The sequence below is a fragment of the Mycobacterium sp. MS1601 genome, assembly GCF_001984215.1.
Lineage (GTDB): Bacteria > Actinomycetota > Actinomycetes > Mycobacteriales > Mycobacteriaceae > Mycobacterium.
The window spans coordinates 2,032,208-2,057,466 of the sequence record NZ_CP019420.1 but is presented as its reverse complement, the minus strand read 5'-3'; the positions used below and the strand labels follow the sequence as shown (position 1 = coordinate 2,057,466).

The window sequence follows — 25,259 nt, the reverse complement described above, 5'->3', positions numbered from 1 at the left end:
AAACCCTAGTCTTCGCCGAGGATTTGGTAGATCTCGCGGCGGGCGTTGTTGAGGATCTCGATGATCCGCTTCTGCTGTTCCTCGGAGGCCGCGTGCGCGGATTGCGCGACGGCGCCGAAGAGTTGGCCGGTGGCCGAACGCAGGTTCATCGCGGCGGGATCGGCGTTCTCGTTGATCTCATCCCACGGTGCGGTCTCGACCTTCTCCGCGGCGGCCCGCCCCTCAGCGGTGAGCTCGAAAAGCTTCTTGCTGCCATCGGCTTCCGCGGCGGTGATCAGTCCTTCGTCTTCGAGCAACTGCAGCGTGGGGTACACCGAGCCGGGGCTGGGCTTCCACAGGCCGTTGCTGCGCTCGGCGATCTCCTGGATCATCTCGTAGCCGTGCATGGGCCGCTCGGCCAGCAGGGTCAACAGCGCGGCGCGCACGTCACCGCGCTTGCCGCGACCGCCTCGCCCGGGTCCGCGACGGCCCCCTCGGCCGGTGAAGGGGCCGAAACCGAAGCCGGGGCCGAAGCCGGAGAAGTCGCGGCCGAAACCGGGACCGAAGCCGGGACCGCCGTGTTCGCGGACGTTCTCGCGGAACTCTCGGCGGGCGGCACGACGGTGTTCGTGCAGGGCGCGACGATCACCTGGGATGAAGCCGAACCCGGGGCCGTCCTGGCCTTCGAAAGGGCCCCGGTGGGGTCCGCCGAATGGGCTGTTGGGGGAGTGAATGGGGTGTTCATGGGGTCTCTCTTTCGGTGAAGGAAGCTCGATAACCGCTTCCGATACGTTTACGATATATCGATAACTATCGAGATGCAACGGTTTGTTCCCGACCGGTGGCGACAACGCGCGCTACCGGCTCGAGGGCGACAGCGTCAGACGCGTCGAGAAGTGGGGTCGATCTGACCGATCAGCCAGCGCGCCCAATCGGCTTCCATTGCCGCACTGCGCAATCCGTACTCCAGCGCGGCCCTGGCATAGAAGTCCTCCGGGCAGTCCTGCCACGGCACCGAATCGCGGATGTCCTCGTAGTGCGCCAAGGTCTCGTCGGCGGCGCGTGCGATCCCGTCGAGATAGGTGCGGGCGTCATCGACAGGCAACTCACCCAGCAGGAACACCCGCAGCACATCGGGCCGCCGGATCGGGGTGTTGTCACGCGGCCGGGCGATCCAATCCAACAGTTCGGCCCGGCCGCTGTCGGTGATGCCGTATTCCTTGCGGCCGCGCGCACCGACAGCCGTCACTTCGATGAGGCCGTCGGCGGCCAGTTTGTTGAGCTCGCCGTAGAGCTGGCTCTGGGTGGCTGGCCAGACATTGGCCATCGACGCCTCGAAGCGCTTCAACAGGTCATAGCCGCTGGCGGGGTGCTGGGCCAACAAGCCGAGGGTGGCGAAGCGCAAACTCACGGCAGAAATGCTACGGCCCCGATACTCCAACAGTGGAATATCGGGGCCGTGACGTCATACTGCCGCTTCGGCCTGCCGGAGCGGCGTCATCTTCCACGGCCCGCGGGTGGCCAGCAGATAGAACAACCCGAAGCCCACACCGCAGCCGATGAACCAGCTGTACTGCGCGGCGACGCCCATGGCGCTGATCGAGCCGCCGAGCAGCACCGGGATGACGGCCAGGACAGCGCCGGCGAGTGTCGCAACCACGGCCACCGGGTTGTAGCCCTTCTTGTACCAGTAGTTGGCGGTCGGGCTCATGGTGAACAGGTCGTCAACGGCGATCTGCTGTTTGCGGATCAGGTAGAAGTCGGCGATCAGCACACCGAACAGCGGGCCGATGAAGGCGCCGAGGACTTCCAGCGTGTAGTGGATGACCTCGGGGTTGTTGTACAGGTTCCACGGGGTCAGCAGCACCGAGCCGACGGCGGCGATCATGCCGCCCATCCGCCAGCTGATCTTCTGCGGGCTGACATTGGAGAAGTCGAATGCCGGTGAGATGAAGTTGGCGACGATGTTGATACCGATGGTGGCGATGGTGAAGGTCAACGCCCCCAAGACAATCGCCATGGTGTTGTCGATGCGGGCGACGGTCTCCACCGGATCGGTGAGTAGTTCGCCGAACACCGGGACGGTGGCGGCCGCGGTGACGACCACAAGCAGCGAGAAGACCAGGAAGTTCACCGGCAGACCCAGGAAGTTGCCCTTCTTGACCGCAGCGAAGCTCTTGCCGTAGCGGGAGAAGTCGCCGAAGTTCAGCATGGGGCCGGAGAAGTACGACACCACCAGCGCGATGGCGCCGAGCATGATGGCGATGGTGTTGCCCTCCTTCTCGCCACCGAGGCTGAGGCTGACATGCCAGTCGGAGCGGTACAGCAGGTAGCCGCAGAGGATGAACATCACGACATACACAGCGGGACCGCAGAAGTCGATGAATCGGCGGATGGACTCCATGCCGCGCCAGAACACACACGCCTGCAGCACCCACAGCAGCGCGAAGCTGCACCAACCCAGCAGTGAGAGGCCGGTGAAACCGTACTGCTCGGGATCGGCGTAGGGCATGAGGCCGGGGAACAGCTTGAGCAGCACCACATCCAGTGCCGCCGAGGCAAGATAGGTCTGGATGCCGTACCAGGCCACCGCGATCAGGCCGCGGATGATGGCTGGAATGTTGGCGCCCAGCACGCCGAAGCTGCTGCGGCACACCACCGGATACGGCACCCCGGCCTGCTGGCTGGGTTTGGCCACCAGGTTGCAGAAGAACTGCACGATCACGATGCCGACCAGCAGCGCGATCAGCACCTGCCAGCTGGCCAGGCCGAGCGCGAACAGCGATCCGGCGGTGACGTAGCCGCCGACGCTGTGCACGTCGGACATCCAGAACGCGAAGATGTTGTACGACGTCCAACTCTGCTTACCCAGCGGGGCGAGATCCTCGTTGGTCAGCCGTAGGTCGTAGCCGGGTTTGATGACGCCGCCGCCGACGGGATGTCCTGAGGCTTCGACGATGTCGCCGGCACCGACAGTGGCGCCAGGTGGGAGATCACGGGTGGTATCTGTCATGGCCACACTCCTGCTTGATGCCTTGGTCAATGCAGGCAAGGTAATAAGGCCCTGTTTCCGGTCCGTTGCGCCGAGGATATATTTGCAACGTCATTGGTCGTCGATGATGAGGCCGGTGTCGGTGGGCAGTGAGGCCACCACGCCGTTGAGGCGTTTGTTGTGGACGGCGGCGGCCGCCAGCAAAGCATCACTGTCACGAGCGAGGAACGCGTCCAGCATAATTCGATGATCGTCGTGCAACAATGCGCGCTGCTCGGATTCGACGTGCACCATCAGCTGTACGGGTTCGGTGATGTTCCAGGCAGATTCGAGCATGTGTACCAGGCGCAGCATCCGCGACGGCCGGCTCAGAGCCATGTGGAACTGACGGCTGTGTCGATGATAGGCCTGTGCGTCATCGAATTTCAGCGATTGTTCCAGCGTGTGGTGGACTTCTGCGAGAAGATTCCGATCTGCGTCGCCGGCTGAGTGCACAGCTGCGGCCATGGCCGCGGTCTCGAGCGTCTCACGAACCAGATACATTTCTGCGAGTTCGCTGGTAGTCAGCTGTGCGACTGCGTACCCGGAGTTCGGCCGGTGCTGCACAAGGCCTTCGGCGGTCAGTGTCTTCAAGCTCTCCCGGATCGGGATATGGCTCACCCGGAACATCTCAGCAATCTCGCCGACCGGGATGGGCGTGCCGGGCGGCACCGCGCCGTCGAGGATGACCCGGCGCAGTTCGTCGACAATGTGCTGTTGCGAACTGCCGTCGCGGCCCAGCACCGCCCGGAACAATGCGGCGGAGTGGCGACGATCAAGCATTGTCCGATCTTCCTACGTCGAGCGGCTGAGCGTGAGACAACGACATTCCACTATTGACAGGTCACTGATGGAGTGTCAGGGTGGAGAAGTCACCGAATCCAGCCCAGGAGTCTTCGACATGACCGACACATCCGAGATCCGGACCGATGCCCGCGGCAACCTGCCCGACGACGGCCAGTTCTTCCGGACCGGCAACTACGCCCCCGTCCCCGACGAACTGACCGACGACAACCTGGTGGTGCAGGGATGCATCCCGCCGGACCTCGACGGTTGGTACCTGCGCAACGGACCCAACCCGCGGCAGGCCACCGCCCACTGGTTCACCGGCGACGGCATGATCCACGGTGTCCGCATCCAGGACGGGCAGGCCAAGTGGTACCGCAACCGGTGGGTGCAGACCGACAGCTTCAACAACGACTTCCCGCTCTACAACGCCGACGGCACCCGCAACCTGCACTCCAGTGTCGCCAACACCCACGTCGTCAACCACGCGGGCAGGACCCTGGCCCTGGTCGAGTCGTCGCTGCCCTATGAGATCTCCAACGACCTGCAGACCCTCGGTGCCTGGGACTTCGGCGGCAAGCTGGTGGACTCGATGACGGCGCACCCGAAGATCTGCCCCACCACCGGGGAACTGCACTTCTTCGGCTACGGCAACATCTTCGCCCCACACGTCACCTACCACCGCGCCGACGCCAACGGCGATCTCGTCATCAACCGGCCCGTCGAGGTGCCCGCCCTGACGATGATGCACGACTTCGCGATGACTGCCGGACACGTGATCTTCATGGACCTGCCCATCGTGTTCAACCTCGACATCGCCCTGGCGGGCGAGAGTGACATGCCCTATCGGTGGGACGACGCCTACGGCGCCCGGCTCGGGGTGCTGCGCCGCGATGACCCGTTCGGTGAGATCCGCTGGTTCGACATCGACCCCTGCTATGTCTTCCACGTGTCCAACGCGTACGAGCGCGGCAATACGCTTGTGCTGCAGGCTGTCCGCTATCCGGAACTATGGCGAAACACCGGTGACTTCGAGGCCGACGGCGTGATGTGGAGCTGGACGCTGGATCTGGCGGCCGGGACGGTATCGGAACGTCAGATCGATGACGTCGCCGTCGAGTTCCCCCGCATCGACGATCGCCTGGCCGGGCTACCGGCCCGCTACAGCGTTTCGGTGGCCGGTGACAGCTTGATCCGCTACGACCTGGAAGATGGCTCTGCACAACGCCATTCGTTCGGCACCGGCCGACCGGGCGAAGCCGTCTTCGTGCCGTCGGCCGACGGTCCCGCCGACGAATCCAACGGCTATCACCTGGGTTACGTCTACGACCCCGAGCGCGACGGCAGTGACCTGGTGATCCTGGACGCCGCGAACTTCACCGGCGCCCCCGTGGCCACCATCAGGCTGCCACGGCGGGTACCCTATGGCTTCCACGGAAACTGGATTGCGGGCCAGCCCACCTGACGCCGGGAAGTCCACCAGGTCGGCGTAGTCCGGTTTGCGGTTGCGTTTCCCGGGTAGGCCGTACGACATGTCCGCCGCTGATATCGATCGGAGTCCGCGAACCCGCCCGGCCAATGTCGTGCTGAACTGGGTGCTGGCGCTCACCACGATCCTGGGTGCCGCCGGGCTGGTGGTCCTGGCCTACGGCAAGGTGATGGCAAGCGCGGCATGCACCTCCGAGGTGTGCGAGGTGCCCTCGGAGGTGCTGTTCACCGTGCTGCTCTACGGGCCGCCGGTGGTTGCGGCCGCCGCGGTGATCCTGTCGTTCTTCACCGCCCGGCGACCGAAAGGGATTGTCGTGCCGGTGGTGGCGTGGCTGCTGCTGGCTGCAGATCTCGTGATGCTCATGGTGAGCTTCCAGACCTGAGACGCCGGCGAGACTCTGCTACTGCTTATCCACGTTCGCCTGTCCGGTGAGGCGGTCACGCAGCGGGCCGCGTACCACGGTCCGCGGACACGGTGGAACCACGTGCGGGCCAACACACCCCTGCTCGGCATCCTGGTGCCGGTCGGCATCCACCCCCGATGAGCGCCGGAAGGACACACTGACCACCGCGGCGGCCAGCAGCGTCAGCGTGCCGGCGATGATCGCGGTGGGGGCGATTCCCGAATCGAACGCGACGCGTGCCGATTCCAACAGGGTGTCGCCCAGGTTCGGTGGCAGGGAGGCTGCCACCGATGTGGCACCACCGATGCTCTCCGTCGCCGCGCCTGCCTGTTCGGGAGAGAGGCCTGCGGGCACCTGCACGTTGTTGCGGTAGAACGCCGTGAAGATGGTGCCAAGCGTCGCCGTGCCGATGACCGCGCCCAGCTCATAGGCCGTCTCCGAAACCGCGGATGCGGCACCGGCTTTCGCCGGCGGCACCGAGGACACGATGGTGTCGTTGGACATGGTCTGCGAGATGCCCACACCCAGTTCGAGCACCACGAACGAGATGATGACGGCCACCACCGTCAAGTCGTGCCGGAACAGCAGGATCAATCCGAACCCGACGGAGACCAAGATCAGTCCGAACGTCATCAACGCCTGAGGTGTGTACCGTTTGGCCAACCGCACCACGGCCAGTCCGCCCATCACCGACACCATCGCGCCGGGCAGTGTCACCAGGCCGGCGGTCAGCGGGGTCAGGCCCAGCACCAACTGGAGGTGCTGCGAAATGAAGAACAGGAAGCCGATCAGCCCGACGATGGACAGGAAGTTCGCCAGGATCGATGAGGTGAACGGGGCGTAGGTGAACAGCTTCATGTCGAGCATCGGTGTGGCGCTGTGGTTCTGGCGCATCACGAACCAGGTACCCGAAGCCAGCCCCATCGCCACGGCCGCCGCGATGGACAGCGAGAATCCGTCATGGGCGGCGGTCTTGATGGCCCACACCAACGGCAGCATGGTGGCGAAGGACAGCAGCACACTGACCAGATCCAGCGGACCCGGGTTCGGGTCGCGCGATTCGGGCACCAGCCGTGGCGCCAGGATCAGCAGTGGCAGCAGGATCGGTACGGCGATGAGAAACACCGCACCCCAATGGAAGTGCTGCAGCAGCGCGCCACCCACGATCGGTCCCAATGCCGAACCGGCGGTGAAGCCCGACGCCCAGATGGCGATGGCCAGCCGACGTGCGGACGCATCGACGAAGATGTTGCGCAGCAGCGACAGTGTCGACGGCATCAGCATCGCGCCGAAGACACCGAGCAGGGCGCGGGCACCCACCAGTGCCTCTGCGCTGGGAGCGAAGGCGGCGGCCACGGAAACCACCGCGAACCCCGACGAACCGATCATCAGCAGGCGCCTGCGGCCGATGCGGTCACCCAGGCCGCCCATGGCCACCAGCAGTGCCGCCAGCACCAGGGCGTAGACGTCGATGATCCACAGCTGTGTGGCCGCCGGCGGCTGGAAGTCCTGGGCGATCATCGGCAGGGCGAACGTCAGCACGGTGTTGTCGACCGCGATGAGCGTCACCGGCAGCATCAGCACAGCCAGGGCGAACCAGGCGCTGCGGGGGGTGGAGGCCGAGACCGTGCGGTCGAGGCCGATGGACGTGGACATCTGTGTACTCCTGGTGAAACTTCGATGACGTGGAGCGGGGCTCTACACGTCGGACTTGATGGTGCCCTGCGTGAGCGTGGTCATGATGGCGTCGACGATGCGATGTTTGGGGGTGCCGTCCTGTTTGGCGGCTTGGTTGCCGGCATCCAGCAGGGCCCAGAACGCGCGTCGCGCCCAACCTGGTGGTGCAGTGCTGGGCTGTGTGGACACTTTGGCCAGCATCTCGGCGATGACCTCGTCGCCGGTGTCCAGGTGTGCCATCAACTCGGTGTCGGCGTTGACGATCGGCTCGGTGAACACGTAGACGACGATCGGTCCGAGATCGAGCTGGCCTTCCACCACGCGGCGCAACGCAGCCAGTGGGGGTCCGCACTCCGGCTCGGCCTCGACGATGGCAGCGGTACTCAGCTCGTGGACGTGCAGTGCCAGGGCGCGGATGAGGTCGGCGCGTTCGGTGAAGTACCGGTGCAGGGTGCTGCGGCCGACGCCGGCGGCGGTGGCGATATCACTGAGCGGGGCGGCCGGATTGTCGGCCAGCACCACCATGGCGGCCTCGATGATCGCGCGGCGCGTACGCCCGCGCGCGCCACCCTCGATCAAAGCCACTTCGCCCATGCCTCAATTTATAGCACAAGTCGGCCAAAATGGGACACCAGTGTCTCATTCTAGGTCGGAGGTGTGAATCCCCCGCTGGTCGGAGGCGGTGCGGTGGGAGCCGACGGTGCCGGTCCCCACGTCGCCGGCGGCGGGCCCATGGGTGGTCCCACCGGCGGTGACGGTGGACCGGCCTGCCTGCCCAGCCGCGCCAACTCACGACGGTGACGCTCGGCCAGTACGGCAGCGAGCACGAACTGGGGAGGAGTTCCCGGCGGTGGGGGCGGCGAGATCCGCGCCGTCACCTCCCCGGCGATCCGGTAGGCCATCTGCTCGCGCAGCGCCGGATCGAGCTGGCCGGCGCGAGCCAGGAACTGCCGAGCCAGCTCCGCCTGCTCGGCCTCCAGGCCGGACAGCTGCAGCGACGCGGCCCACCACGCCAGCGTCGGCGGCATCTGCGGCGGCGGCGTCGAGCGCGGACCGCGCTCGCTGATCACCACAGTGCCCGCGAACACATCGCCGATGCGCTTGCCCTTCGGAGAGATCAGGCTGCAGATCACCGCAGGTCCACCGAAGAACATCCAGATCTCGACCACTGCCGCCAGTGAACGAAAAAGTGCCTGCCGGAAGCGTTCTGGGCCGCCGTCCTCGGACACCACCCGCAACCCGAGGGCCATCTTGCCCAGCGACCGGCCTCGGGTCGCCATCTCGAACACCAACGGATACCCCAGCAGCACCAGCACGGTGAAGATGATCGTCACCGCAGCCGACAACGCCGGGTCGTAGTCGGCCAGCGTCGCCGCCCACATCAACAGGCCAAGCAGATAGAAGACGAACATCACCGTCAGGTCGATCAGGGCACCTGCGGCGCGCACCGGCAGCTGCGCCAACTGGACGTCCAGGACCACCGCGTCTCCGGTCACCACGGAACCATGGGAAGGCTGGTACGGGGAGGTCACATTTCGACGCTACTAGACTCGGCGGACGTGGATGTCGACGCGTTCGTGCTGGCCCACCGCCCGGCATGGGACCGACTCGAAGTGCTGGTCAAGAAGCGTCGCAAGCTGACCGGCGCCGAGGTCGACGAGCTCGTGGAGCTCTATCAGCGCGTCTCGACCCACGTCTCGATGCTGCGGTCATCCTCGACCGACTCGGTGCTGGTGGGCCGGTTGTCGACGCTGGTGGCCCGCGCCAGGGCCGCGGTCACCGGGGCCCACGCTCCGCTGTGGAGCGAATTCGCCCGGTTCTGGACGGTGTCCTTTCCCGTCGTCGCGTACCGCGCCTGGCGCTGGTGGCTGGGTTCGGCCGTCGGGTTCTTCGTCGTGGCCGCCATCATCGGGGTCTGGGTGGCGCGCAACCCCGAGGTGCAGGCCACCATCGGAACGCCCTCGGAGATCGACGAACTGGTCAACAGCCAGTTTGCCGCGTATTACAGCGAGAACCCGGCGGCGTCATTCGCACTGAGAGTCTGGGTGAACAACTCCTGGGTGGCCGCACAGTGCATCGGCTACGCGATCCTGCTGGGCATCCCGATTCCGTACGTGTTGTTCCAGAATGCGGCAAACCTCGGAGTCTCGGGCGGACTGATGTTCCATCACGGCCAGGGCGACGTGTTCCTTGGCCTGATCACCCCGCACGGTCTGCTGGAACTCACGGCGGTGTTCCTGGCTGCCGCGGCGGGGATGCGGCTGGGCTGGACGGTGATCGCACCCGGCAACCGCCCCCGCGGGCAGGTGCTGGCCGAGCAGGGGCGGGCCGTGGTGTCGGTAGCCGTGGGTCTGGTGGTGGTGCTGCTGCTGTCCGGCCTGATCGAAGCGCTGGTGACGCCGTCGCCGTTCCCGACCTTCGTGCGCATCGCGATCGGGGTGTTGGCCGAAGCCGCCTTCTTGGGCTACGTCGTGTACTTCGGCCGCAAGGCAGTGGCAGCAGGGGCCACCGGTGACGCCGAGGACGCGCCCGACGTGGTGCCCACGTCGTGACCGTTTACCGGGCTCAGAGCTTGCCGGTGGCCTTCATCGCGAGGTAGGCGTCGGCCAGCGCGGGAGCCAGATCCTCCGGCGGGGCGTCCACCACCTCGACCCCGCCGGCACGCAGCTGGGAGGCGATCCTGCGGCGATCATTGCGTGACTTCTCCGCAGCCGCCGCGTCATAGACCGCAGCAGCGTCAACCCGGCCTGCAGCCAAATCGTCGACTCGTGGGTCACTGACGGCGGCCACCACCACGTGATGTTTGGCCGCCAGTTGCGGTAACACCGGCAGCAGGCCCTCGTCGAGCGCAGTGGCATTGAGGTCGGTCAGCAGCACCACCAGTGCTCGGCGCCGAACCCTGCGCGTGATGGTGGCGACCATTGCGGCAGAATCGGATTCGACGAGTTCGGGCTGCAGTGGAGCCATTGCCTCGACCAGCTGCGCCAGCAATTCGGTGCGGGAGGCGTTGACCACGGCGGCGCGGGTGGTGCGGTCATGGGCCAGGAAGTCGACGTGATCGCCTGCGCGCGCCGCCAGCGCCGCCAACAGCAGCGCGGCGTCCAATGACCAGTCCAGGCGCGGCCAACCTCCCGGATCACCGGCGGTGGGATCAACCCCCACCCGGCCCGCAGAAGTCCGGCCGGTGTCGACGACGATCACCACCCGCCGGTCACGTTCGGGCCGCCAGGTGCGCACCACCACGTCGTGACGCCGTGCGGTGGCACGCCAGTCGATGGACCGCACGTCATCGCCCACGACATACTCACGTAGAGAATCGAATTCGGTGCCCTGGCCCCGGATCAGCACCGGCACCATGCCATCGAGCTCGCGCAGTTTGGCAAGCCGCGACGGCAGGTGCTTGCGGGACAGGAACGGCGGCAGGATGCGTACGGTCCACGGCACCTGCTGCGTGCCCTGGCGACCGGCCAGGCCCAGTGGCCCGATACACCGTGCGGTGACCGCGGCCGACACCTGGTCACCGCGGCGGATGGGACGCAGCGCGGTGTCCACCTGCCGGCGTTGGCCCGCGGCAATGGCGATGTCATGGGAACGCGGGGTGGCGCGGGCACTGGGCGCCCAGGCGTCGCGCACCGCCCCGCGGAAAGCTCGTGACCCACTGTTGTGAATCAGCAGGCCGACGTGCACGGGCTCGCCCAGTCGCGCCGAGGTGTCACCGGACCGGGTGTACTGCAATTTCCGGGGACTGGCCGCCAAGGCGACGTCCAGCCCGACCGCCGCCCCCAGAACTGCCAGCAGAACCACGAAAGCTGTTGCCGGCCATGGGGATACAGCGATGGGCAGGATGCAGGCCAGTGCCACCAGCCCGGTGCGGCCGGTCAGGATCATTACCGCGGCACCGGCACGGACGCCAGGATCCCGTCCAGCACGCCGTCGGGTGTGGCGCCCTCGAGTTCGGCCTCCGGACGCAACGCGATGCGATGGCGCAGGGTGGGCCGTGCCATCGCCTTCACGTCGTCGGGGGTGATGTAGTTGCGGCCCGACAGCCACGCCCACGCCCGCGCGGTCCCCAGCAGCGCGGTGGAGCCGCGCGGTGACACCCCGAGTTGCAGAGCAGGGGAGTGCCGGGTGGCTCCGACGATGTCGACGATGTAGCCCAGTACCTCGTCGGCCACCAGCACCCTGGCGGCCGCCTCCCGGCCAGCCCGCAGGTCGTCGATGCCGGCCACCGGTCGGATGGCCGACAGGTCGCGCGGATCGAAGCCGTGTGCGTGCCTGCTCAAGATCGCGACCTCCTGATCCCGCGGTGGCAGCGGGACATTCAGTTTCAGCAGGAAACGGTCGAGCTGCGCTTCGGGTAACTGGTAGGTGCCCTCGTATTCGATGGGGTTCTGGGTGGCCGCCACGATGAACGGGTCGGGCAGCAGACGGGGATCGCCGTCGACGCTGACCTGCCGCTCCTCCATGGCCTCCAGCAGCGCGGCCTGGGTTTTCGGCGGGGTGCGGTTGATCTCGTCGGCCAACATCAGGTTGGTGAACACCGGGCCTTCGCGGAACTCGAACTCGGCGGTGCGCGCGTCGTACACCAGTGACCCGGTGATGTCGCCCGGCATCAGGTCAGGGGTGAACTGCACCCGCTTGAAATCCAGCTGCAGGGCTGCTGCCAGGGAGCGCACCAGCAGTGTCTTGGCCACGCCGGGAACACCTTCCAGGAGCACGTGGCCCCGGCACAGCAGTGCGATCACCAAGCCGCTGACCACGGCATCCTGGCCCACCACGGCCTTGGAGATCTCACTGCGCAGAGCCAGCAGGGCCGAACGGGCGGAATCTGGCTGTGTCACGAGTGGGCGACCTGCCTTTCGATGTCGTCGAGCGCGTGGGCGAGTTGCATCAGTTCGGCATCCGAGCCCGGTGCGGACCCGAACAGAGTGTGGTGCACGGTGTTCGGATCGAGACCGGTGCGTTGGGCGACGGCAAGGACCAGGGTGGTCTGGTCGGGGTTGACGCCGAGGCCCAACCGTGGGGTGAGGCGCTGCAGGGCCGCCGACCGCAGCGCGTCGGCAGCGCGGTCACGGGCCCTGCGGGCCCGGTAGAGACGGGCACGGCCCTCGACGGTCTCGGACGCCCGCACCACAACGGGCAGTCGTTCGGCCACCAGCGGGCCCAGTCGCCGTCCCTTCCACACCGCCACCAGTGCAACCGTCAGCCACAGTTGCCAGACCACCCAGTTCCACTGGTACGGGATCATGTCGAAAATGGTTGCCGAGCCCAGGTTTTCGCCTTCGGCTCGTTGCGGCGCATACCAGATGAGGCGGGGCTGGCTGCCGGTGAGGTTCATCGCCAGCGCGGCGTTGCCCTCGTTGAGAAAGGTGGCGTTGGTCAGGAAATTCGAGGAGCTGACCACGGTGACGGTGCGATCGCCGTCGGTGTAGCGCACCAGTGCTCCGGAGTAGCAGCTGATCAGGTCCACCGAGGAACCCTTGACCGCTTCGTAGGTGCCGGTGGGGCCGAACTGTGCCACTCCGGCTCGATCAGCTTCGGGCAGAGTGCAATCGGGCTCGCCACCGTAGGTCGCCGACGGGCCGGTCCGCACCTCGGGTGCCAGTGCTTCGCGGGTGAACGAGGAGGGCTCGACCAGCAAGAGGTCACCGGGGCCGTCGGCCAGTCCGGCCAGCACGCTGTCGTCGGCGATGAACGGGGTCTCGGCGACCAACGTCAGGGAATCGGGCCGAGCCGCCGCTTCGGCGTCGGCCACCGTATCGGCCACCACGACGTCGACCCCTCGTTGGCGCAACAGGGTCACCAGGGCGTGGGTGCCGTCAGCGGAGGTGGCGGCGGGGTCCATGTGTCCGCCGGGTCGTGGTGCCGTCAGCCACGCGGTGAGCGCGGCCAGCGCGACGATCAGCGCCACCGCTGCGCCCACCCAGCGAGCGGTTCGCCACCGGGTGGTCTTGGTTGTTGTCACCGCAGAAGTCATCGCACCTCCGCCCAGCCCCCGGCAGGTGCGTGCGGTGCGGATGGCGCCGCGGTGAGCGACTGCCGTCCGATGTGGTCGTCGAGGTCACTGATCATTCGGTAGGCGCTTTCGGTGCCGGGCAACCCACCGTAGGTGACGTCGTTGAACGCAGTTGCCGCCGAAGACAGTTCACCCGAGAGCTGGGGCAGGGACGCTCCCGCGTCCCTGGCCAGTTCGTTGGCGGTGCGGCCGGGTACCGGGGTGAGCACCCCCACCTCCTCGAGGTGACGGGCCACGGCGCGCAGACGATGTCGAATCGCCGGCGCCCAGTCGCCCCGGGCGGCGCACTGCCGCGCCAGCTCCCGGTGCTGGGCGGCCGACAGTTCGGTGGCCCCGAACAACTGCCGGTCACCACCACGGTTGGTGCGCATGGTCTTCCGGGCGATCCGGATCGCGACGACGACGGCGATCACCAGGATGATCGCCAGCACCGTGATGGTGAACCAGCCTCCGGGAAGCAGCCCACCCTTGGTGACGATGCGGAAGATCAGCTCTTGGAACCACTCGTTGAACCGATCGGTCAGTGAACCCCTCGGATAGATCGGCTTGTTGAGTTCATTCTCGGCGGCCTCACGGGCAGATTCACGATCGATGTCTATCGGTGGCATCAGGTCCCTAGCGCCGCGCCAGCCACAGGTTGTCGGTCGACATGGTGTCGGCGGGTCCTGCGGCGGCGCCGGTGCGCAACACCAGGTCGAAGGCCTCGGCCCGGATCCTGCGGTCGGTGTACAGCAGTACCACCACGCCTGCGGTGAACGGAGCGGTGATCACCTGGCCGACAATGGCGCCGACGCTGGCGGACACCGTACCCAACAGGATCGCGGTGGTGGACGCGGTGCCGACGATCAGCTGCGCGATGGTGAACGGCATCGCGACGGCAACGGCCACCGCGGCCACCACGATGCCTGCCAGCAGGCGGATGCCGAACACCCGGCCGAAGTCGTGGCGGACCAGCGCGAACGACCGCTTGATCGAATCCATCACCGGCATGCGCTCCAGGACGATCGCCACCGGGGCGAACGACACCATGGTGTACAGGTAGACGATCCCCACGATGCCCGCCAGCCCCAGTGGGATGCCGACCAGGGCCGCAATCGGACCGGAGGCGCCGACGGCCAGGCCGACGATGATCAGGGTGATGACGCCGCCCAGCAGCATCACGGCGAGCAGTTCGAGCACAGCCAGACCCAGCAAAGGCAGGATCCTGCCTTTGATCTTGGCCCACGCCTCGCCGATGGTGATCGAGGATCCGAACACCGCACGCCCGACGACAACGGTGAGCATGCCGCTGAGGATCACCGCTGCCAGTGCCTGCATCAGCGCCGCCACCACCGACGTGGCGAACAGTCCGATGAGCCCGGCCGTCGACTCGGTCTCACCCCGCAGTGCGTCGAGCTCGCCCATCGCCGCCAGGGGACCGATTTGCAGGATCAACCCGAGGACCTGGGTGACGATGACGACGACGGCGGCCAGTCCCAGCGTGGCCTTCGGGTTGACGCGGATGTAGCGGACCGCACCGTTGAAGATGTCGCCGAGGGTCAGTGGCCGCAACGGGATGATGCCCGGTTGCATGGCAACCGGTGGCAGCGTCGGGAAGCCAGGTGGTGGATACCCGTACTGCCCGTACCCCGGCGGGGGATAGCCCGGCGGGGGATAGCCCTGCTGGGGGTAGCCCGGCGGGGGATAAGGGGGATAAGCGGAGGGTGGTGGATATCCAGGCGGCGGATATCCGGGCGGTGGCTGCCAGCCCGGCCCGATCGGCGGCTGGGTCACAGTGAGCGTCCCCCGTCGTTGCGCATGGTGACCATCCTGGTGATGGCCACCCGATAAGACAACGATACGAGCCGACGCGCTCGGCTGGTCGGCTCGGTCCGCGTAGCGTCGACTACATGGCAGAGCTCAAGGCCCGGCTGCGGACCGACCTCACCGCGGCGATGAAGGTCCAGGACAAGCTTCGTACGGCCACCTTGCGAATGCTGTTGGCTGCCGTGCAGGCCGAGGAAGTCTCCGGCAAACAGGCCCGCGAACTGTCCGACGCAGAGGTACTCAAAGTGCTCACCCGCGAAGCCAAGAAGCGGGGCGAGGCCGCACAGATCTACACCACCAACGGTCGTGGAGAGCTGGCGGCCAACGAGCGCGCCGAGGCCGCCGTCATCGAGGAGTACCTGCCCACCCAACTCGACGACGACGAAATCGCGTACGCCGTGGACACCGCCATAGCGCAGGTCGCCGAAGAGCTGGGCGAGCGGCCCGGCATGCGTCAGATGGGTCTGGTGATGAAGGCCGCCGCCGCCATCATCGCGGGCCAAGCCGACGGCGCGCGGGTGTCGGCGGCGGTCAAGGCCCGGTTGTAGCGTTTGTCGCGGTAGGGGTCGGGTATTCGACCTGGCATGACCCGGTTCGGATATACCCTCATGACCGAGCAAGCAGGACCCAAAGAGCTTGTTCAACATGCCATTTCGGCTGAGCACGTCGGCTTCGACTTCGAGGTCTGCAGTGATCACTTCTCGCCGTGGCTCTCAGCGCAGGGCCACGCTCCGAATGCCTGGACCCTACTGGGTGCCGTGGCACACGTCACCGAACGGGTGGACCTCTACTCCTATGTGACCTGTCCGACCATGCGGTATCACCCCGCGATCGTCGCGCAGCAGGCCGCCACCCTGCAGATCCTGGCCGACGGGCGGTTCACCCTCGGTCTCGGCACCGGAGAGAACCTCAACGAGCACGTCGTCGGCAAGGGCTGGCCCAGTATCCAGACGCGCCAGGACATGCTCGTCGAAGCCATCCAGATCATCCGGGAGCTGTGGACGGGCACGCTGGTGGACTGGCACGGCGACCACTTCCAGGTCGACTCGGCGCGCATCTGGGACATTCCGGAAGATCCGATCGGTATCGGCATCTCCATGACCGGAGACCGTGCGGTGGAGAGGTTCGCGACGCTGGCCGACCACCACATCGACGTGCAACCGGCCGCGGACCGGGTCAAGGCGTGGCACGAAGCCCGTCAGGGCACCGGGCTGCCCGGTGACGGACGCGTTGTCGGCCAGATCCCGGTGTGCTGGGATCCCAGCCGCGAGGCGGCAGTTCAGCGCGCCCACGAACAGTTCCGCTGGTTTGCCGGCGGATGGTCTGTGAACGCCGACCTGCCGACCACCGCGGGGTTTGCCGGTGCGACGCAGTTCGTCCGTCCAGAGGACGTCGCCGAGGCGATACCGTGCGGGCCCGACCTCGACGCGATCGTCGAGGCAGTCGCAGAGTACTGGGATGCCGGTTTCACCGACATCGCCCTGGTCCAAATCGGCGGCGACCAACAGGACCTGTTCTTCAAGGAAGCAGCCGAGCCGCTGTTGGCGGCGCTGCGCTCCGCGGCCCCGTGACCCAGATGGAGGAATCATGACCGACGAACACAGCCAACACATCGCCACCAGCCCGCACGAAGTCAAAGGGGTGGAGTCCAAGGACCGGCCGGGACCGCAGGATCACGGCGGCGAAGGTGGGATGGCCACCAGGGAGCTGGCTCCGGATCTCGGCGAGGGTGGCCAGGAGCCGCCGGATTGACCAGACCGGCTCGCCGAGCGTCGCGCGCGACGCAGGCGAAACGGCCGAGCTGTTTAACACAGTCGAAACAGGGCATCAATCACCGCACGCGGCGCCGCATCCGGTGCTCGCCGTAAGTTGAAAGGCCCACTGTGACCACAATGCTCCCCGATCCACACGAATCCGTCGTGGCGACAACGGATGTCTATCGACCGCAGGAAGATTCACGCCTGTTGATCGACACGCTGGAACGAAGCACCGTGGTGGTGGGGCGGCGGGTGGCCGATCTGTGTACCGGCAGCGGCATCGGCGCGATCGCGGCTGCCGAGCTGGGCGCAGAAACCGTTACCGCATGGGATATCTCGGAGCAGGCGGTGGCCTGCGCCCGGCGCAATGCTGCTGCAGCCGAGGTTGACGTCGAGGTTCGACTGGGCTCTTTCGAGAGTGCTCTCGATGGCGGACCCTATGACGTGGTGCTGGCGAATCCGCCGTATGTTCCGACAACATCGACTGCGGCCCTGGGTGTTCCGGTCGGGGCCGATCCGGTTGGCTCCTGGGATGGCGGCCTCGACGGACGGGGGATTGTGGACCCGCTGTGCGCCCTGGCTCCCCACCTCCTGGCTTCCGGTGGCACCATGCTGCTGGTGCAGTCGGAGTTCACCGGCATCGAGCAGTCGCTTCAGGCTTTCCGCGATGGCGGGCTGTCCGCCGAGGTGGTTGCCTGGCAACTGATTCCGTTCGGTCCGGTGTTGTCCTCGCATGCCGAATGGCTGGAGCAGACAGGACGGCTGGCCCGCGGCCTGCGGATGGAGGAGCTCGTGGTGATCAGAGCCGACAAGCAGTGAGCGACACCGCGCCTCGGCGGGTCCGGATCGTTCCGAAGGGGCCGATCATGGTCGAAGGGCCGGTGTGCATCGAGATGCCCGACGGCAGCATCGTCGAATCCGATCGCTTCATGGTCGCCATCTGTGCCTGTCGGCGCAGCAAGACCTATCCGCTGTGCGACACCAGTCACCGTCGCACAGCGCGCCCTTGACCGGGCAGTCAGCTCAGGGGCCGTCTCAGCGTGGACTGACCGTCAGTCCAATGCGTCATCAGCATGTCGGCCAACCGGTCCTCGACCACGGCGTGGGCGCGGATACCGAACACCACGTCAGGCTCGAGCTCAGGCTCGGTGCCCAACAGCGCGCCCACCACGTCGGTACGCACCACCTGCTCGTGAACTGCGTCGGCCTCCACATGTTCGCGGTAGAACCGGACACATTCCTCGGGTGCGCCGAGTCGTTGCAGCCCTTGCACCAGCCTCGCCGAACCAGGGGGTGAGGTGATCTCGGTGGAGGCGAAATGGCCCACCGCCGCGCCGCGAAAGGCTCTGTGCAGGCCGAACATCGACATCAGGTTGACCGCTGAAAGTGCCTCTGCGGGAACATGATCGATATAGCCTAGATAGCTCGGGTCCAGACCTGCGGCCGCCATCAGGTCGGCGAACAGCTGCTGGTGCACGTTTTCTGCGCGGCCCCCGCCGTACTCGTCGAACTCCACCGCCACAAAGGATGCCTTGGCCTGCCCGCTGAGCCGGGGGATGGTGAACGCGTGCGGGTCGGCCTCCTTGAGGTGATAGATCGAACGGTGCACGAAATACTCCAGCACCTGGTCCCATGTCGCCGTGCCCCGGATGAACCAGGACGGACCGTCACCGTTGGCGGGTTCGTGGGAGATCCGGTCCATTTCCTCCTCGACGCGAGCGTCGTCCAGACAGCCCACCTCGTTGGTCACCGCGTCCAGGAAGGCGATTTCCAACTGTGCCCGCAGGTGCAACAGACCGGGATTCCACTCCCACGCGGGATCGACACCGTGAAATCCGCGATAGTGCAGCTCATAGCACACATACAGGGCCAACTGCAGATCCAGGCCCCACGGGTCGGAGTCGATGGCAGGTACCGAGATCCGGGTGAGCTGGCGGCGTGGTGGACGCTCTCCGAGAACCTCGACCACGGCTGCGGACAGCGGTCCTACGGCGGTGGGAAGGAAGGGCTCGAGGCGGGGAGTCGCAAGGGTCACGGGGATGTGGTACCCGGGTGATAGCGTCAGAAACCAGTTCTCCTGAAGGTCACACCCGCCACAGCGCCTCCTGCGTCATGCTGGCGACCAGCTGATCCGACCGGTTGTACATCGAGCCCACGACGAGGCCGCGGTTGTCATTGTTGTTGACCGGGCGAACCTCGTAACGGTGCCACTCGGTGGGGTCGAACGGGCGGTGGAACCACACCGAATGATCAAGGCTGGCTGCGTATCCCACGTCTGGGCGCAGCGGTGTGCCGGCTGGGCGGGCGGCGGGCACCGGTCCCAGGTCGGTGACGAAGGTCAGTGCACATGAGCGGGTGAGCGGATCGGCCTCGACCGGATCGCGGAACCGCACCCAGTAGGGCGGCACGGCGAACGCCGACGGATCCGACGCCGCCGTGCGGATCTCCAGGTGCTCGGTGATGGACAGCCCGGGATGCTTGGGCAGTGCCGCGTCCAACTCGAGCGACGCCGGCGGTGTCGGGTGCCAGTCGGCTCCCGTCTCGGGACGGTGGAACGACGCGATCATCTCGAAGATGATCTTGTCCTCCTGCACGGCCGTGACCCGCCGGGTGTCGAAGGAGCGGCCGTCGCGGGTGCGTTCCACGTGGAACTGCAGTTCAACGCCGAACCGGCCGCCGCGGACGAAGTATGCGTGCAGCGACTGGGGCAGTTTGTCGGGTTCGACTGTGGCGCCGGCCGCCCCGAGTGCCTGGGCGGCGATCATGCCGCCGAACAACCGCTCACCGCGCCCGCCCGCCGGGTCCGGTACGACGAAGACGTCGCCGTCACGCTCGAAGGACAACAGGTCGGCGATCCAGCTCATGGTGTGCCGACTCTAACTGTCGGCGAAATACCTCTCGCCGTCGGCGGCCATCCTCCCGAACGCCGCTTTGAGCACCGGCGCCAGGACCTGGAACGGCAACCGCAGTGCGCTCTTGGGGTCGATGGCCACCGTCCAGCTGAAATGGGTGCCTGTGCCCTCCGGAGCAATCGAATAGTCCTCGGCGAAGCGACGGAACAGTGGCGCACTGGCCTCGTAGACAAAAAACGAGTAACCCGACCCCTCGTCCCACCGGAAGAATTCTTCACGTACCCGGGCGACGCCGGCGGGCAGTGCCACCTCGCGGGTGGCGCCGACGCCGAACGGCCGCGGCGACGTCCAGGTCACCGACTGCACCGACGATCCCCAGTCGGCCAGTGAGTGATCCGAGGCCAACGATGTCCACACTGTCTCCGGTGACGCGTCGAAGTGCCTCTGGTAGCGGAAGATGTGCGTGGCGGTGTCGAACCTCGTCGCGTCGGTGGGTTCGAGCGGAAACCAGCGGGCCATGACGCCAGCCTGCCATGAAACTGCGGACGTCAGTTCTCCGGCGTCAGCATGCAGTAGGCGATGCGGTCCAATGCCTCACTATTGACTCGGTAGTACGCCCACTTGCCGCGTTGATCGCGACTGACGAGGCCAACCTCGACAAGCAGCTTCATATGATGTGACACCGTGGGTTGGCTCAGTCCAAGCGGTTCGGTGAGGTCACAGATGCATGCTTCGCCACCATCGGAGGCGGCGATGAGTGACATCAGTTTGACGCGGGCGGGGTCGGCCAGCGCCTTGAACACCGCGGCGAGGCGTTCGGCAGCGGCGGTATCCAGCACGCCGCCGGTCAGGCGCGAGCAGCAGGCGGCCAGGTCGTCGGCGGTCACGGTCTCCATGCCGTCCATGATGGCACACGCATTGACAAACTTCGATGGGTCGCGCACCATCGATCCATCGAAGAATGTCGATGAGAGGGCTGTGGGATGCCTGAGCTGCCTGTTGTGGTGATCGGCGCCGGACCGCTGGGTCTGGCCGCGGCTGCACAATTGCTGGAGCGCGGACTCACCCCGCTGGTGCTCGAGGCCGGCACGGGACCCGGTGCAGCGGTGGAGCAATGGGCCCACGTGCGCACGTTCTCGCCGTGGCCCGAACTGGTGGACCCCGCGGCAGTCCGTCTTTTGGTGCCCAGCGGCTGGGTTGTGCCGCAAACAGGATTTCCGACCGGCCGCCAGTGGATCGACGACTATCTTGCGCCGCTGGCAGCAGCTCTGGGAGAGCGGGTGCAGTACGGCGCGCGCGTGGAAGCGGTATCGCGACTGGGCCGCGACCGGCTGGTCAGTCCGGGTCGAGCCGAGGCCCCGTTTGTCTTGCACGTGGCCGACGCCGAGGGCGCCGAGCGCCGTATCCAGGCGCGCGCAGTCATCGATGCGTCCGGAACATGGGGACAGCCCAATCCCGCTGGCGCTGACGGTGTTCCCGCATTCGGTGAGCGGACAGCAGCCGCCTCGGGCGTGATCAGCTATGTTCCGCCGACGCGCGCACATGCCTCGGCGCTGGCGGGCAAGCATGTGGTGGTGATCGGCAGCGGACATTCGGCGATGACCGCGGTGATCCACCTCGACGAGGTGGTGCGTCAGGATCCCTCGACGACGGTGACGTGGCTGCTGCGCCGTGGAGTCACCGGCGAGACCTTTGGCGGCGGCGCTGCCGATGAACTGCCCGAGCGCGGCGCGCTGGGGGTTCGATCCAAGGAAGCTGTTGAGGCGCAGCGGGTTTCACTGTTGACCGGGTTTCGTACCGAGCGTGTCGACCTGGTCGATGATGGTGCTGTCGTGACGGCCGAAGATGGTCGGTCGTTGCCGCCGGCCGATCACGTCGTTGTCCTGACCGGCTTCCGGCCGGATCTGTCGTTTCTTTCGGAGATGCGTATCGCGCTGGACCCGATCCTGCAGGCGCCGATCAAGCTGGCGGGATCCATCGATCCGAACATGCACTCGTGCGGCAGCGTGGCGCCGCATGGTGCAGCCGAACTCGCCCATCCGGAGCCGAACCTCTACATCGTGGGCATGAAGTCCTATGGTCGGGCGCCCACCTTCCTGGCGATGACCGGTTACGAGCAGGTGCGCAGCATCGCCGCCGAACTGGCCGGCGACCACGAGGCTGCCCGGCAGGTAGAGCTGACACTGCCCGATACCGGGGTCTGCAGTGGCGCCGGGCTGTTCGACACCCCGGACGCCGAGAATCTCGGCGGCGGGTGCTGCGGTTCACCGTCGTCGCCACAACCGTTGACGCTCAGTCCTAGTGGCGGATGACGAAGAACCAAGGACATCGCGCACCCAGCGCAGCCCACGGGCTGCGCTGGGTGCTGTTGACGCTGTGCGTCACAGAGATCACCAGCTGGGGTGTGCTCTACTACGCCTTCACCGTGCTGTCGCCACAGATCAGCGCGGACACCGGTTGGTCAGCACCCGCGGTCACGGCAGCATTCTCCGCGGGTTTGGTGACCTCAGCGTTGGTCGGCATCCCGGTCGGACGCTGGTTGGACCGGATCGGACCGCGATGGATCATGACGGGCGGCTCGGTGCTCGGTGTCATCTCCGTGATCGCGGTGAGCACCGCTCCCAGCTTCGGTTGGTTCGCCGCCGCCTGGGTGCTCTCCGGCGTTGCGATGAGCGGCATATTCTATGCACCCGCCTTCGCGGCGCTGACGCGGTTCTTCGGTGTGGACGCGGTGCGTGCGCTCACCGTGTTGACATTGGTGGCCGGGTTCTCCAGCACCGTGTTCGCCCCGTTGACCGCTGCGCTGTCTGCTCACCTGAGCTGGCGCGACACTTATCTGGTTCTGGCTGCCGTGTTGGCGGTGATCACCATTCCTGCGCATTTCTTCGGACTGCGGCGCCCGTGGCCGCCGGTCACGACCGAGCACGAGGTCGAGCCGGCCACCCGCACCGCCCGAAGCGGGTCGTTTCTGGCCTTGGTGGCAGCGTTCGCGCTGTCCGGCTTGGCCTCCTACGCCGTGATTGCCAACCTGGTGCCGCTGATGAACCAACGGGGTGTCAGCACCGGTGCCGCCGCGGTGGCACTGGGCCTGGGCGGTGCCGGCCAGGTGTTGGGCCGCCTCGGTTACCAAACCTTGGTGCGTCGCGTCGGCGTCGTTTCGCGCACGGTGCTCATCATGGCCGGCGTTGCCGTCACCACCGCCCTGCTTGGTGTGTTCACCTCATACGCGGCGCTGGTGGTTGTGGCGATCGGTGCCGGAGTGACGCGCGGCATCATGACGCTGCTGCAAGCTACCGCGGTCACCGAGCGTTGGGGTGCAACACATTACGGCCACCTCAGCGCGCTGTTGAATGCACCGATCATGATCGCCACGGCTGTCGGCCCGTTCGTCGGCGCAGCTCTGGCCAGCGTGCTCGGCGGTTATGCGGCGATGTTCGTCGCACTGGGAGCCATTGCCGGGGTGGGGGCGCTGCTGGGCCTGGTCACCAAGCCGCGCTTCAGCGTGACACCGAGCGCGGATCTCAGGTGCCGGTGAGGGTGGTGTGCAACTGGCGGACTCGGGTGGCGATGTCGTCGCGGACAAGGCGCATACGTTCCAGTCCGTCGATGCCGCGTTCGGAGGGTTCGTCGGTGTCCCAGTTCTGCACCGGGGTGCCGGGTAACGGTTCGAGGTGTGCCTCCCGGCCGAGGGTGACCACCAGGTCAACAACGCGGGCGAGTCGGTAGTCCACCGGCTTGGGATGCTCACCGGTGATGTCGACGCCCACCTCCAGCAGCGCCCGAGCGGACAGATCGTTGATGGCATTGCCGGGTTTGGTGCCCGCCGAGTGGACGATGACGGAGTCGCCGGCGAGTTGGCGCAGGAGCCCGGCGGCCATCTGCGACTTGCCGCCGTTCTTGACGCAGACGAACAGCACTGACGGCGTGGTGGATTCGCTCATCGGGTCAGTCCTGCACGCAGGGCCGCGGGGCTGTCGGACATGGTGTTACGGCTCCTTTGTCATCGAGGCGGTGGTGCCGGGCGTGGCGGTGTGTGTGTCGGAGAAGCGTCGGCGCAGGGCCAGGGACACGTAGACCAGGGCGACCAGGACCGGGACCTCGATCAGAGGGCCGACCACACCGGCCAGAGCTTGGCCTGAGGTGGCCCCGTAGGTGGCGATGGCGACCGCGATGGCGAGCTCGAAGTTGTTGCCTGCAGCGGTGAACGCCAGTGTCGTGGTGCGCTGATAGCCCAGACCGATCGCTGCACCGAGCAGGTAGCCCCCGCCCCACATGATGGCGAAGTAAGCCAGCAGCGGCAGCGCGATACGTACCACGTCGAGGGGCTGACTGGTGATCTGTTCGCCCTGCAGAGCAAAGAGGATGACGATGGTGAACAGCAGCCCGTACAGTGCCCACGGTCCGATTCGGGGCAGGAACGTGGTCTCGTACCAGTGGCGGCCTTTGGTCTTCTCGCCGAGGCGTCGCGAGAGGTAGCCGGCCAGCAGGGGGATGCCGAGGAAGATCAGCACGGACTTGGCGATCTGCCAGGGCGAGGTGTTGATGGTGGTCTGTTCCAAACCGAGCCATCCGGGCAGTACCGACAGATAGAACCAGCCCAGGACGGCGAACATGATCACCTGGAAGATCGAGTTCAGTGCCACCAGGACGGCGGCAGCCTCACGGTCACCGCAGGCGAGGTCGTTCCAGATGATGACCATGGCGATGCAACGGGCCAGGCCCACGATGATCAGCCCGGTGCGGTATTCGGGCAGATCCGGCAGCATCAGCCACGCCAGGGCGAACATCAGCGCGGGTCCGAACGCCCAGTTCAAGAACAGCGAGCTCACCAGCAGCTTGCGGTCACCGGTCACCGTGTCGAGCCGGTCGTAGCGCACCTTCGCCAGCACCGGATACATCATGATCAGCAGGCCCAGGGCGATCGGCAGCGAGATGCCGTCGATCTGAACACCTTCCAGCGCTGTGTTCAGGCCGGGAACCCATCGGCCCAGGAGTAGACCGGCTGCCATCGCAAGGCCGATCCACACCGGCAGGAACCGGTCCAGGGTGGAGAGCTTCGCCACGACGGGCGCCGATGTCGCGGTGTCGGTCACGCGGTCGCCTCCGCGAGTGCGCCGGCATTGAGGGCCAGCAGCGCTGAGAGCTCGCCGAGGGCGGCCGGGACCACGGCGTAATAGACCCATGAGGCCCGACGCTCGGAAGTCAGCAGGCCGGCGTCGCGCAGGACTTTCAGGTGATGCGACACCGTGGGCTGGGAGACGTCGATGCCGCCGGAGATGTCGCAGACGCAGGCCTCGCCACCGGCGTGGCTGGCGATGGCGCTGAAGAGTCGCAGTCGCACCGGGTCTGACAGAGCCTTGAGCTTCTTGGCCATCTCCACGGCGGCCTGCTCGGACAGCGGCTCCGTCAGTAGTGGCGGTGTGTCGCAACAGGCGTCTGTCACGTCAGCTGAATTCGACATAC

General features: G+C 66.6%; 27 protein-coding genes and 1 pseudogene. 10 read left to right on the top strand and 18 right to left on the bottom strand.

Annotation, left to right across the window (positions count from 1 at the left end; translation table 11 throughout):
- Positions 1-5: 5 nt before the first annotated feature.
- From BVC93_RS10115 to BVC93_RS10100, 4 genes are all read right to left on the bottom strand, one after another.
- Entirely contained in the window at positions 6-713 is a 708-nt protein-coding gene (locus BVC93_RS10115) for a PadR family transcriptional regulator (protein WP_083740943.1), read from the bottom strand.
- A gap of 146 nt (positions 714-859) precedes the next feature.
- Positions 860-1,390, bottom strand: a complete 531-nt coding sequence (locus tag BVC93_RS10110; protein WP_083737051.1) for a PadR family transcriptional regulator — start codon at positions 1,388-1,390, stop codon at positions 860-862.
- Positions 1,391-1,444: 54 nt separating this feature from the next.
- Positions 1,445-2,992 carry an NCS1 family nucleobase:cation symporter-1 gene (locus tag BVC93_RS10105; protein ID WP_083737050.1) on the bottom strand — a complete coding sequence of 516 codons (1,548 nt, stop codon included), beginning with the start codon at positions 2,990-2,992 and terminating at the stop codon, positions 1,445-1,447.
- A 90-nt stretch (positions 2,993-3,082) separates the two neighbouring features.
- Entirely contained in the window at positions 3,083-3,793 is a 711-nt protein-coding gene (locus BVC93_RS10100; protein ID WP_083737049.1) for a GntR family transcriptional regulator, read from the bottom strand.
- 118 nt (positions 3,794-3,911) lie between these two features.
- On the opposite strand from BVC93_RS10100, the gene BVC93_RS10095 reads away from it, so the two are divergent.
- Entirely contained in the window at positions 3,912-5,261 is a 1,350-nt protein-coding gene (locus BVC93_RS10095) for a carotenoid oxygenase family protein (protein ID WP_083740942.1), read from the top strand.
- A gap of 67 nt (positions 5,262-5,328) precedes the next feature.
- Positions 5,329-5,667 carry a hypothetical protein gene (locus BVC93_RS10090; RefSeq protein WP_083737048.1) on the top strand — a complete coding sequence of 113 codons (339 nt, stop codon included), beginning with the start codon at positions 5,329-5,331 and terminating at the stop codon, positions 5,665-5,667.
- Positions 5,668-5,685: 18 nt separating this feature from the next.
- Here the strand turns inward: BVC93_RS10090 and lfrA are convergent, their stop codons facing one another.
- From lfrA to BVC93_RS10075, 3 genes are read right to left on the bottom strand one after another with little or no spacing between them, the layout of a single operon-like run.
- Positions 5,686-7,344: an efflux MFS transporter LfrA gene (gene lfrA, locus BVC93_RS10085; protein WP_083737047.1), complete on the bottom strand. Its 1,659-nt coding sequence runs from the start codon at positions 7,342-7,344 to the stop codon at positions 5,686-5,688.
- 42 nt (positions 7,345-7,386) lie between these two features.
- Complete coding sequence (locus BVC93_RS10080; RefSeq protein ID WP_083737046.1) at positions 7,387-7,959, bottom strand: TetR/AcrR family transcriptional regulator; 573 nt, start codon at positions 7,957-7,959, stop codon at positions 7,387-7,389.
- 50 nt (positions 7,960-8,009) lie between these two features.
- Positions 8,010-8,864, bottom strand: a complete 855-nt coding sequence (locus BVC93_RS10075) for an RDD family protein (RefSeq protein ID WP_083737045.1) — start codon at positions 8,862-8,864, stop codon at positions 8,010-8,012.
- 60 nt (positions 8,865-8,924) lie between these two features.
- Between BVC93_RS10075 and BVC93_RS10070 the strand changes: the two genes are divergently transcribed.
- Positions 8,925-9,917, top strand: coding sequence for a stage II sporulation protein M (locus BVC93_RS10070; RefSeq protein WP_083737044.1), 993 nt, complete (start codon positions 8,925-8,927; stop codon positions 9,915-9,917).
- 13 nt (positions 9,918-9,930) lie between these two features.
- On the opposite strand, the gene BVC93_RS10065 is transcribed toward BVC93_RS10070, so the two are convergent.
- From BVC93_RS10065 to BVC93_RS10045, 5 genes are read right to left on the bottom strand one after another with little or no spacing between them, the layout of a single operon-like run.
- Positions 9,931-11,253: a DUF58 domain-containing protein gene (locus tag BVC93_RS10065; RefSeq protein ID WP_083737043.1), complete on the bottom strand. Its 1,323-nt coding sequence runs from the start codon at positions 11,251-11,253 to the stop codon at positions 9,931-9,933.
- Positions 11,253-12,206: an AAA family ATPase gene (locus BVC93_RS10060; protein WP_192860252.1), complete on the bottom strand. Its 954-nt coding sequence runs from the start codon at positions 12,204-12,206 to the stop codon at positions 11,253-11,255. The genes BVC93_RS10065 and BVC93_RS10060 overlap by 1 nt, the downstream gene beginning before the upstream one ends.
- Complete coding sequence (locus BVC93_RS10055; RefSeq protein WP_083737042.1) at positions 12,203-13,342, bottom strand: DUF4350 domain-containing protein; 1,140 nt, start codon at positions 13,340-13,342, stop codon at positions 12,203-12,205. The genes BVC93_RS10060 and BVC93_RS10055 overlap by 4 nt, the downstream gene beginning before the upstream one ends.
- On the bottom strand, positions 13,339-13,989 hold the full coding sequence (locus BVC93_RS10050) for a DUF4129 domain-containing protein (protein WP_083737041.1): 651 nt from the start codon (positions 13,987-13,989) through the stop codon (positions 13,339-13,341). Before BVC93_RS10050 ends, BVC93_RS10055 begins: the two co-directional genes overlap by 4 nt.
- Before the next feature lie 7 nt (positions 13,990-13,996).
- Positions 13,997-15,277: a hypothetical protein gene (locus BVC93_RS10045; RefSeq protein WP_442929077.1), complete on the bottom strand. Its 1,281-nt coding sequence runs from the start codon at positions 15,275-15,277 to the stop codon at positions 13,997-13,999.
- Here BVC93_RS10045 and BVC93_RS10040 point away from each other — a divergent pair.
- The 5 genes from BVC93_RS10040 to BVC93_RS10025 all read left to right on the top strand — a co-directional run bounded on the left by BVC93_RS10040 (position 15,271) and on the right by BVC93_RS10025 (position 17,954).
- Complete coding sequence (locus BVC93_RS10040) at positions 15,271-15,735, top strand: GatB/YqeY domain-containing protein (RefSeq protein WP_083737039.1); 465 nt, start codon at positions 15,271-15,273, stop codon at positions 15,733-15,735. The genes BVC93_RS10045 and BVC93_RS10040 overlap by 7 nt on opposite strands.
- Positions 15,736-15,771: 36 nt before the next feature.
- A complete protein-coding gene (locus tag BVC93_RS10035) occupies positions 15,772-16,758 on the top strand; it encodes an LLM class F420-dependent oxidoreductase (RefSeq protein ID WP_083737038.1) in 987 nt (328 codons plus the stop codon).
- A 16-nt stretch (positions 16,759-16,774) separates the two neighbouring features.
- A complete protein-coding gene (locus BVC93_RS33015) occupies positions 16,775-16,939 on the top strand; it encodes a hypothetical protein (protein ID WP_157516847.1) in 165 nt (54 codons plus the stop codon).
- Positions 16,940-17,079: 140 nt separating this feature from the next.
- Positions 17,080-17,763, top strand: coding sequence for a HemK2/MTQ2 family protein methyltransferase (locus BVC93_RS10030; protein ID WP_083737037.1), 684 nt, complete (start codon positions 17,080-17,082; stop codon positions 17,761-17,763).
- On the top strand, positions 17,760-17,954 hold the full coding sequence (locus tag BVC93_RS10025; protein ID WP_083737036.1) for a CDGSH iron-sulfur domain-containing protein: 195 nt from the start codon (positions 17,760-17,762) through the stop codon (positions 17,952-17,954). Before BVC93_RS10030 ends, BVC93_RS10025 begins: the two co-directional genes overlap by 4 nt.
- A gap of 8 nt (positions 17,955-17,962) precedes the next feature.
- On the opposite strand, the gene BVC93_RS10020 is transcribed toward BVC93_RS10025, so the two are convergent.
- Genes BVC93_RS10020 through BVC93_RS10005 form a run of 4 tightly spaced genes read right to left on the bottom strand, consistent with a single transcriptional unit; the run spans position 17,963 to position 20,701 of the window.
- The gene (locus BVC93_RS10020; RefSeq protein ID WP_083737035.1) at positions 17,963-18,979 is read right to left on the bottom strand and encodes an iron-containing redox enzyme family protein; all 1,017 of its coding nucleotides are present in this window, start codon (positions 18,977-18,979) and stop codon (positions 17,963-17,965) included.
- A 49-nt stretch (positions 18,980-19,028) separates the two neighbouring features.
- Positions 19,029-19,808, bottom strand: coding sequence for an acyl-CoA thioesterase (locus BVC93_RS10015; protein WP_083737034.1), 780 nt, complete (start codon positions 19,806-19,808; stop codon positions 19,029-19,031).
- A gap of 12 nt (positions 19,809-19,820) precedes the next feature.
- Entirely contained in the window at positions 19,821-20,315 is a 495-nt protein-coding gene (locus tag BVC93_RS10010; RefSeq protein WP_083737033.1) for an SRPBCC family protein, read from the bottom strand.
- Between the two features lie 29 nt (positions 20,316-20,344).
- The gene (locus BVC93_RS10005; protein WP_083740940.1) at positions 20,345-20,701 is read right to left on the bottom strand and encodes an ArsR/SmtB family transcription factor; all 357 of its coding nucleotides are present in this window, start codon (positions 20,699-20,701) and stop codon (positions 20,345-20,347) included.
- 78 nt (positions 20,702-20,779) lie between these two features.
- Between BVC93_RS10005 and BVC93_RS10000 the strand changes: the two genes are divergently transcribed.
- Positions 20,780-22,108: an NAD(P)-binding domain-containing protein gene (locus tag BVC93_RS10000; RefSeq protein WP_083737032.1), complete on the top strand. Its 1,329-nt coding sequence runs from the start codon at positions 20,780-20,782 to the stop codon at positions 22,106-22,108.
- Complete coding sequence (locus BVC93_RS09995; protein ID WP_083737031.1) at positions 22,105-23,331, top strand: MFS transporter; 1,227 nt, start codon at positions 22,105-22,107, stop codon at positions 23,329-23,331. The genes BVC93_RS10000 and BVC93_RS09995 overlap by 4 nt, the downstream gene beginning before the upstream one ends.
- Here the strand turns inward: BVC93_RS09995 and arsB are convergent.
- Positions 23,318-24,889, bottom strand: a pseudogene (arsB, locus tag BVC93_RS09985) (ACR3 family arsenite efflux transporter). The gene BVC93_RS09995 and the pseudogene arsB sit on opposite strands and share 14 nt — an antisense overlap.
- The gene (locus BVC93_RS09980; protein ID WP_083737028.1) at positions 24,886-25,257 is read right to left on the bottom strand and encodes an ArsR/SmtB family transcription factor; all 372 of its coding nucleotides are present in this window, start codon (positions 25,255-25,257) and stop codon (positions 24,886-24,888) included. Before BVC93_RS09980 ends, arsB begins: the two are co-directional and overlap by 4 nt.
- Between the last annotated feature and the right edge of the window lie 2 nt (positions 25,258-25,259).

What these genes read in the sequence shown, in the direction of transcription:
- BVC93_RS10105 (WP_083737050.1), bottom strand. Translation starts at nt 2,992, where the DNA reads ATGACAGATACCACCCGTGATCTCCCACCTGGCGCCACTGTCGGTGCC.
- BVC93_RS10100 (WP_083737049.1), bottom strand. Translation starts at nt 3,793, where the DNA reads ATGCTTGATCGTCGCCACTCCGCCGCATTGTTCCGGGCGGTGCTGGGC.
- BVC93_RS10095 (WP_083740942.1), top strand. Translation starts at nt 3,912, where the DNA reads ATGACCGACACATCCGAGATCCGGACCGATGCCCGCGGCAACCTGCCC.
- BVC93_RS10090 (WP_083737048.1), top strand. Translation starts at nt 5,329, where the DNA reads ATGTCCGCCGCTGATATCGATCGGAGTCCGCGAACCCGCCCGGCCAAT.
- lfrA (WP_083737047.1), bottom strand. Translation starts at nt 7,344, where the DNA reads ATGTCCACGTCCATCGGCCTCGACCGCACGGTCTCGGCCTCCACCCCC.
- BVC93_RS10080 (WP_083737046.1), bottom strand. Translation starts at nt 7,959, where the DNA reads ATGGGCGAAGTGGCTTTGATCGAGGGTGGCGCGCGCGGGCGTACGCGC.
- BVC93_RS10065 (WP_083737043.1), bottom strand. Translation starts at nt 11,253, where the DNA reads ATGATCCTGACCGGCCGCACCGGGCTGGTGGCACTGGCCTGCATCCTG.
- BVC93_RS10055 (WP_083737042.1), bottom strand. Translation starts at nt 13,342, where the DNA reads ATGACTTCTGCGGTGACAACAACCAAGACCACCCGGTGGCGAACCGCT.
- BVC93_RS10050 (WP_083737041.1), bottom strand. Translation starts at nt 13,989, where the DNA reads ATGCCACCGATAGACATCGATCGTGAATCTGCCCGTGAGGCCGCCGAG.
- BVC93_RS10040 (WP_083737039.1), top strand. Translation starts at nt 15,271, where the DNA reads ATGGCAGAGCTCAAGGCCCGGCTGCGGACCGACCTCACCGCGGCGATG.
- BVC93_RS10035 (WP_083737038.1), top strand. Translation starts at nt 15,772, where the DNA reads ATGACCCGGTTCGGATATACCCTCATGACCGAGCAAGCAGGACCCAAA.
- BVC93_RS33015 (WP_157516847.1), top strand. Translation starts at nt 16,775, where the DNA reads ATGACCGACGAACACAGCCAACACATCGCCACCAGCCCGCACGAAGTC.
- BVC93_RS10030 (WP_083737037.1), top strand. Translation starts at nt 17,080, where the DNA reads ATGCTCCCCGATCCACACGAATCCGTCGTGGCGACAACGGATGTCTAT.
- BVC93_RS10015 (WP_083737034.1), bottom strand. Translation starts at nt 19,808, where the DNA reads ATGAGCTGGATCGCCGACCTGTTGTCCTTCGAGCGTGACGGCGACGTC.
- BVC93_RS10010 (WP_083737033.1), bottom strand. Translation starts at nt 20,315, where the DNA reads ATGGCCCGCTGGTTTCCGCTCGAACCCACCGACGCGACGAGGTTCGAC.
- BVC93_RS10005 (WP_083740940.1), bottom strand. Translation starts at nt 20,701, where the DNA reads ATGGACGGCATGGAGACCGTGACCGCCGACGACCTGGCCGCCTGCTGC.
- BVC93_RS10000 (WP_083737032.1), top strand. Translation starts at nt 20,780, where the DNA reads ATGCCTGAGCTGCCTGTTGTGGTGATCGGCGCCGGACCGCTGGGTCTG.
- BVC93_RS09995 (WP_083737031.1), top strand. Translation starts at nt 22,105, where the DNA reads ATGACGAAGAACCAAGGACATCGCGCACCCAGCGCAGCCCACGGGCTG.
- BVC93_RS09980 (WP_083737028.1), bottom strand. Translation starts at nt 25,257, where the DNA reads ATGTCGAATTCAGCTGACGTGACAGACGCCTGTTGCGACACACCGCCA.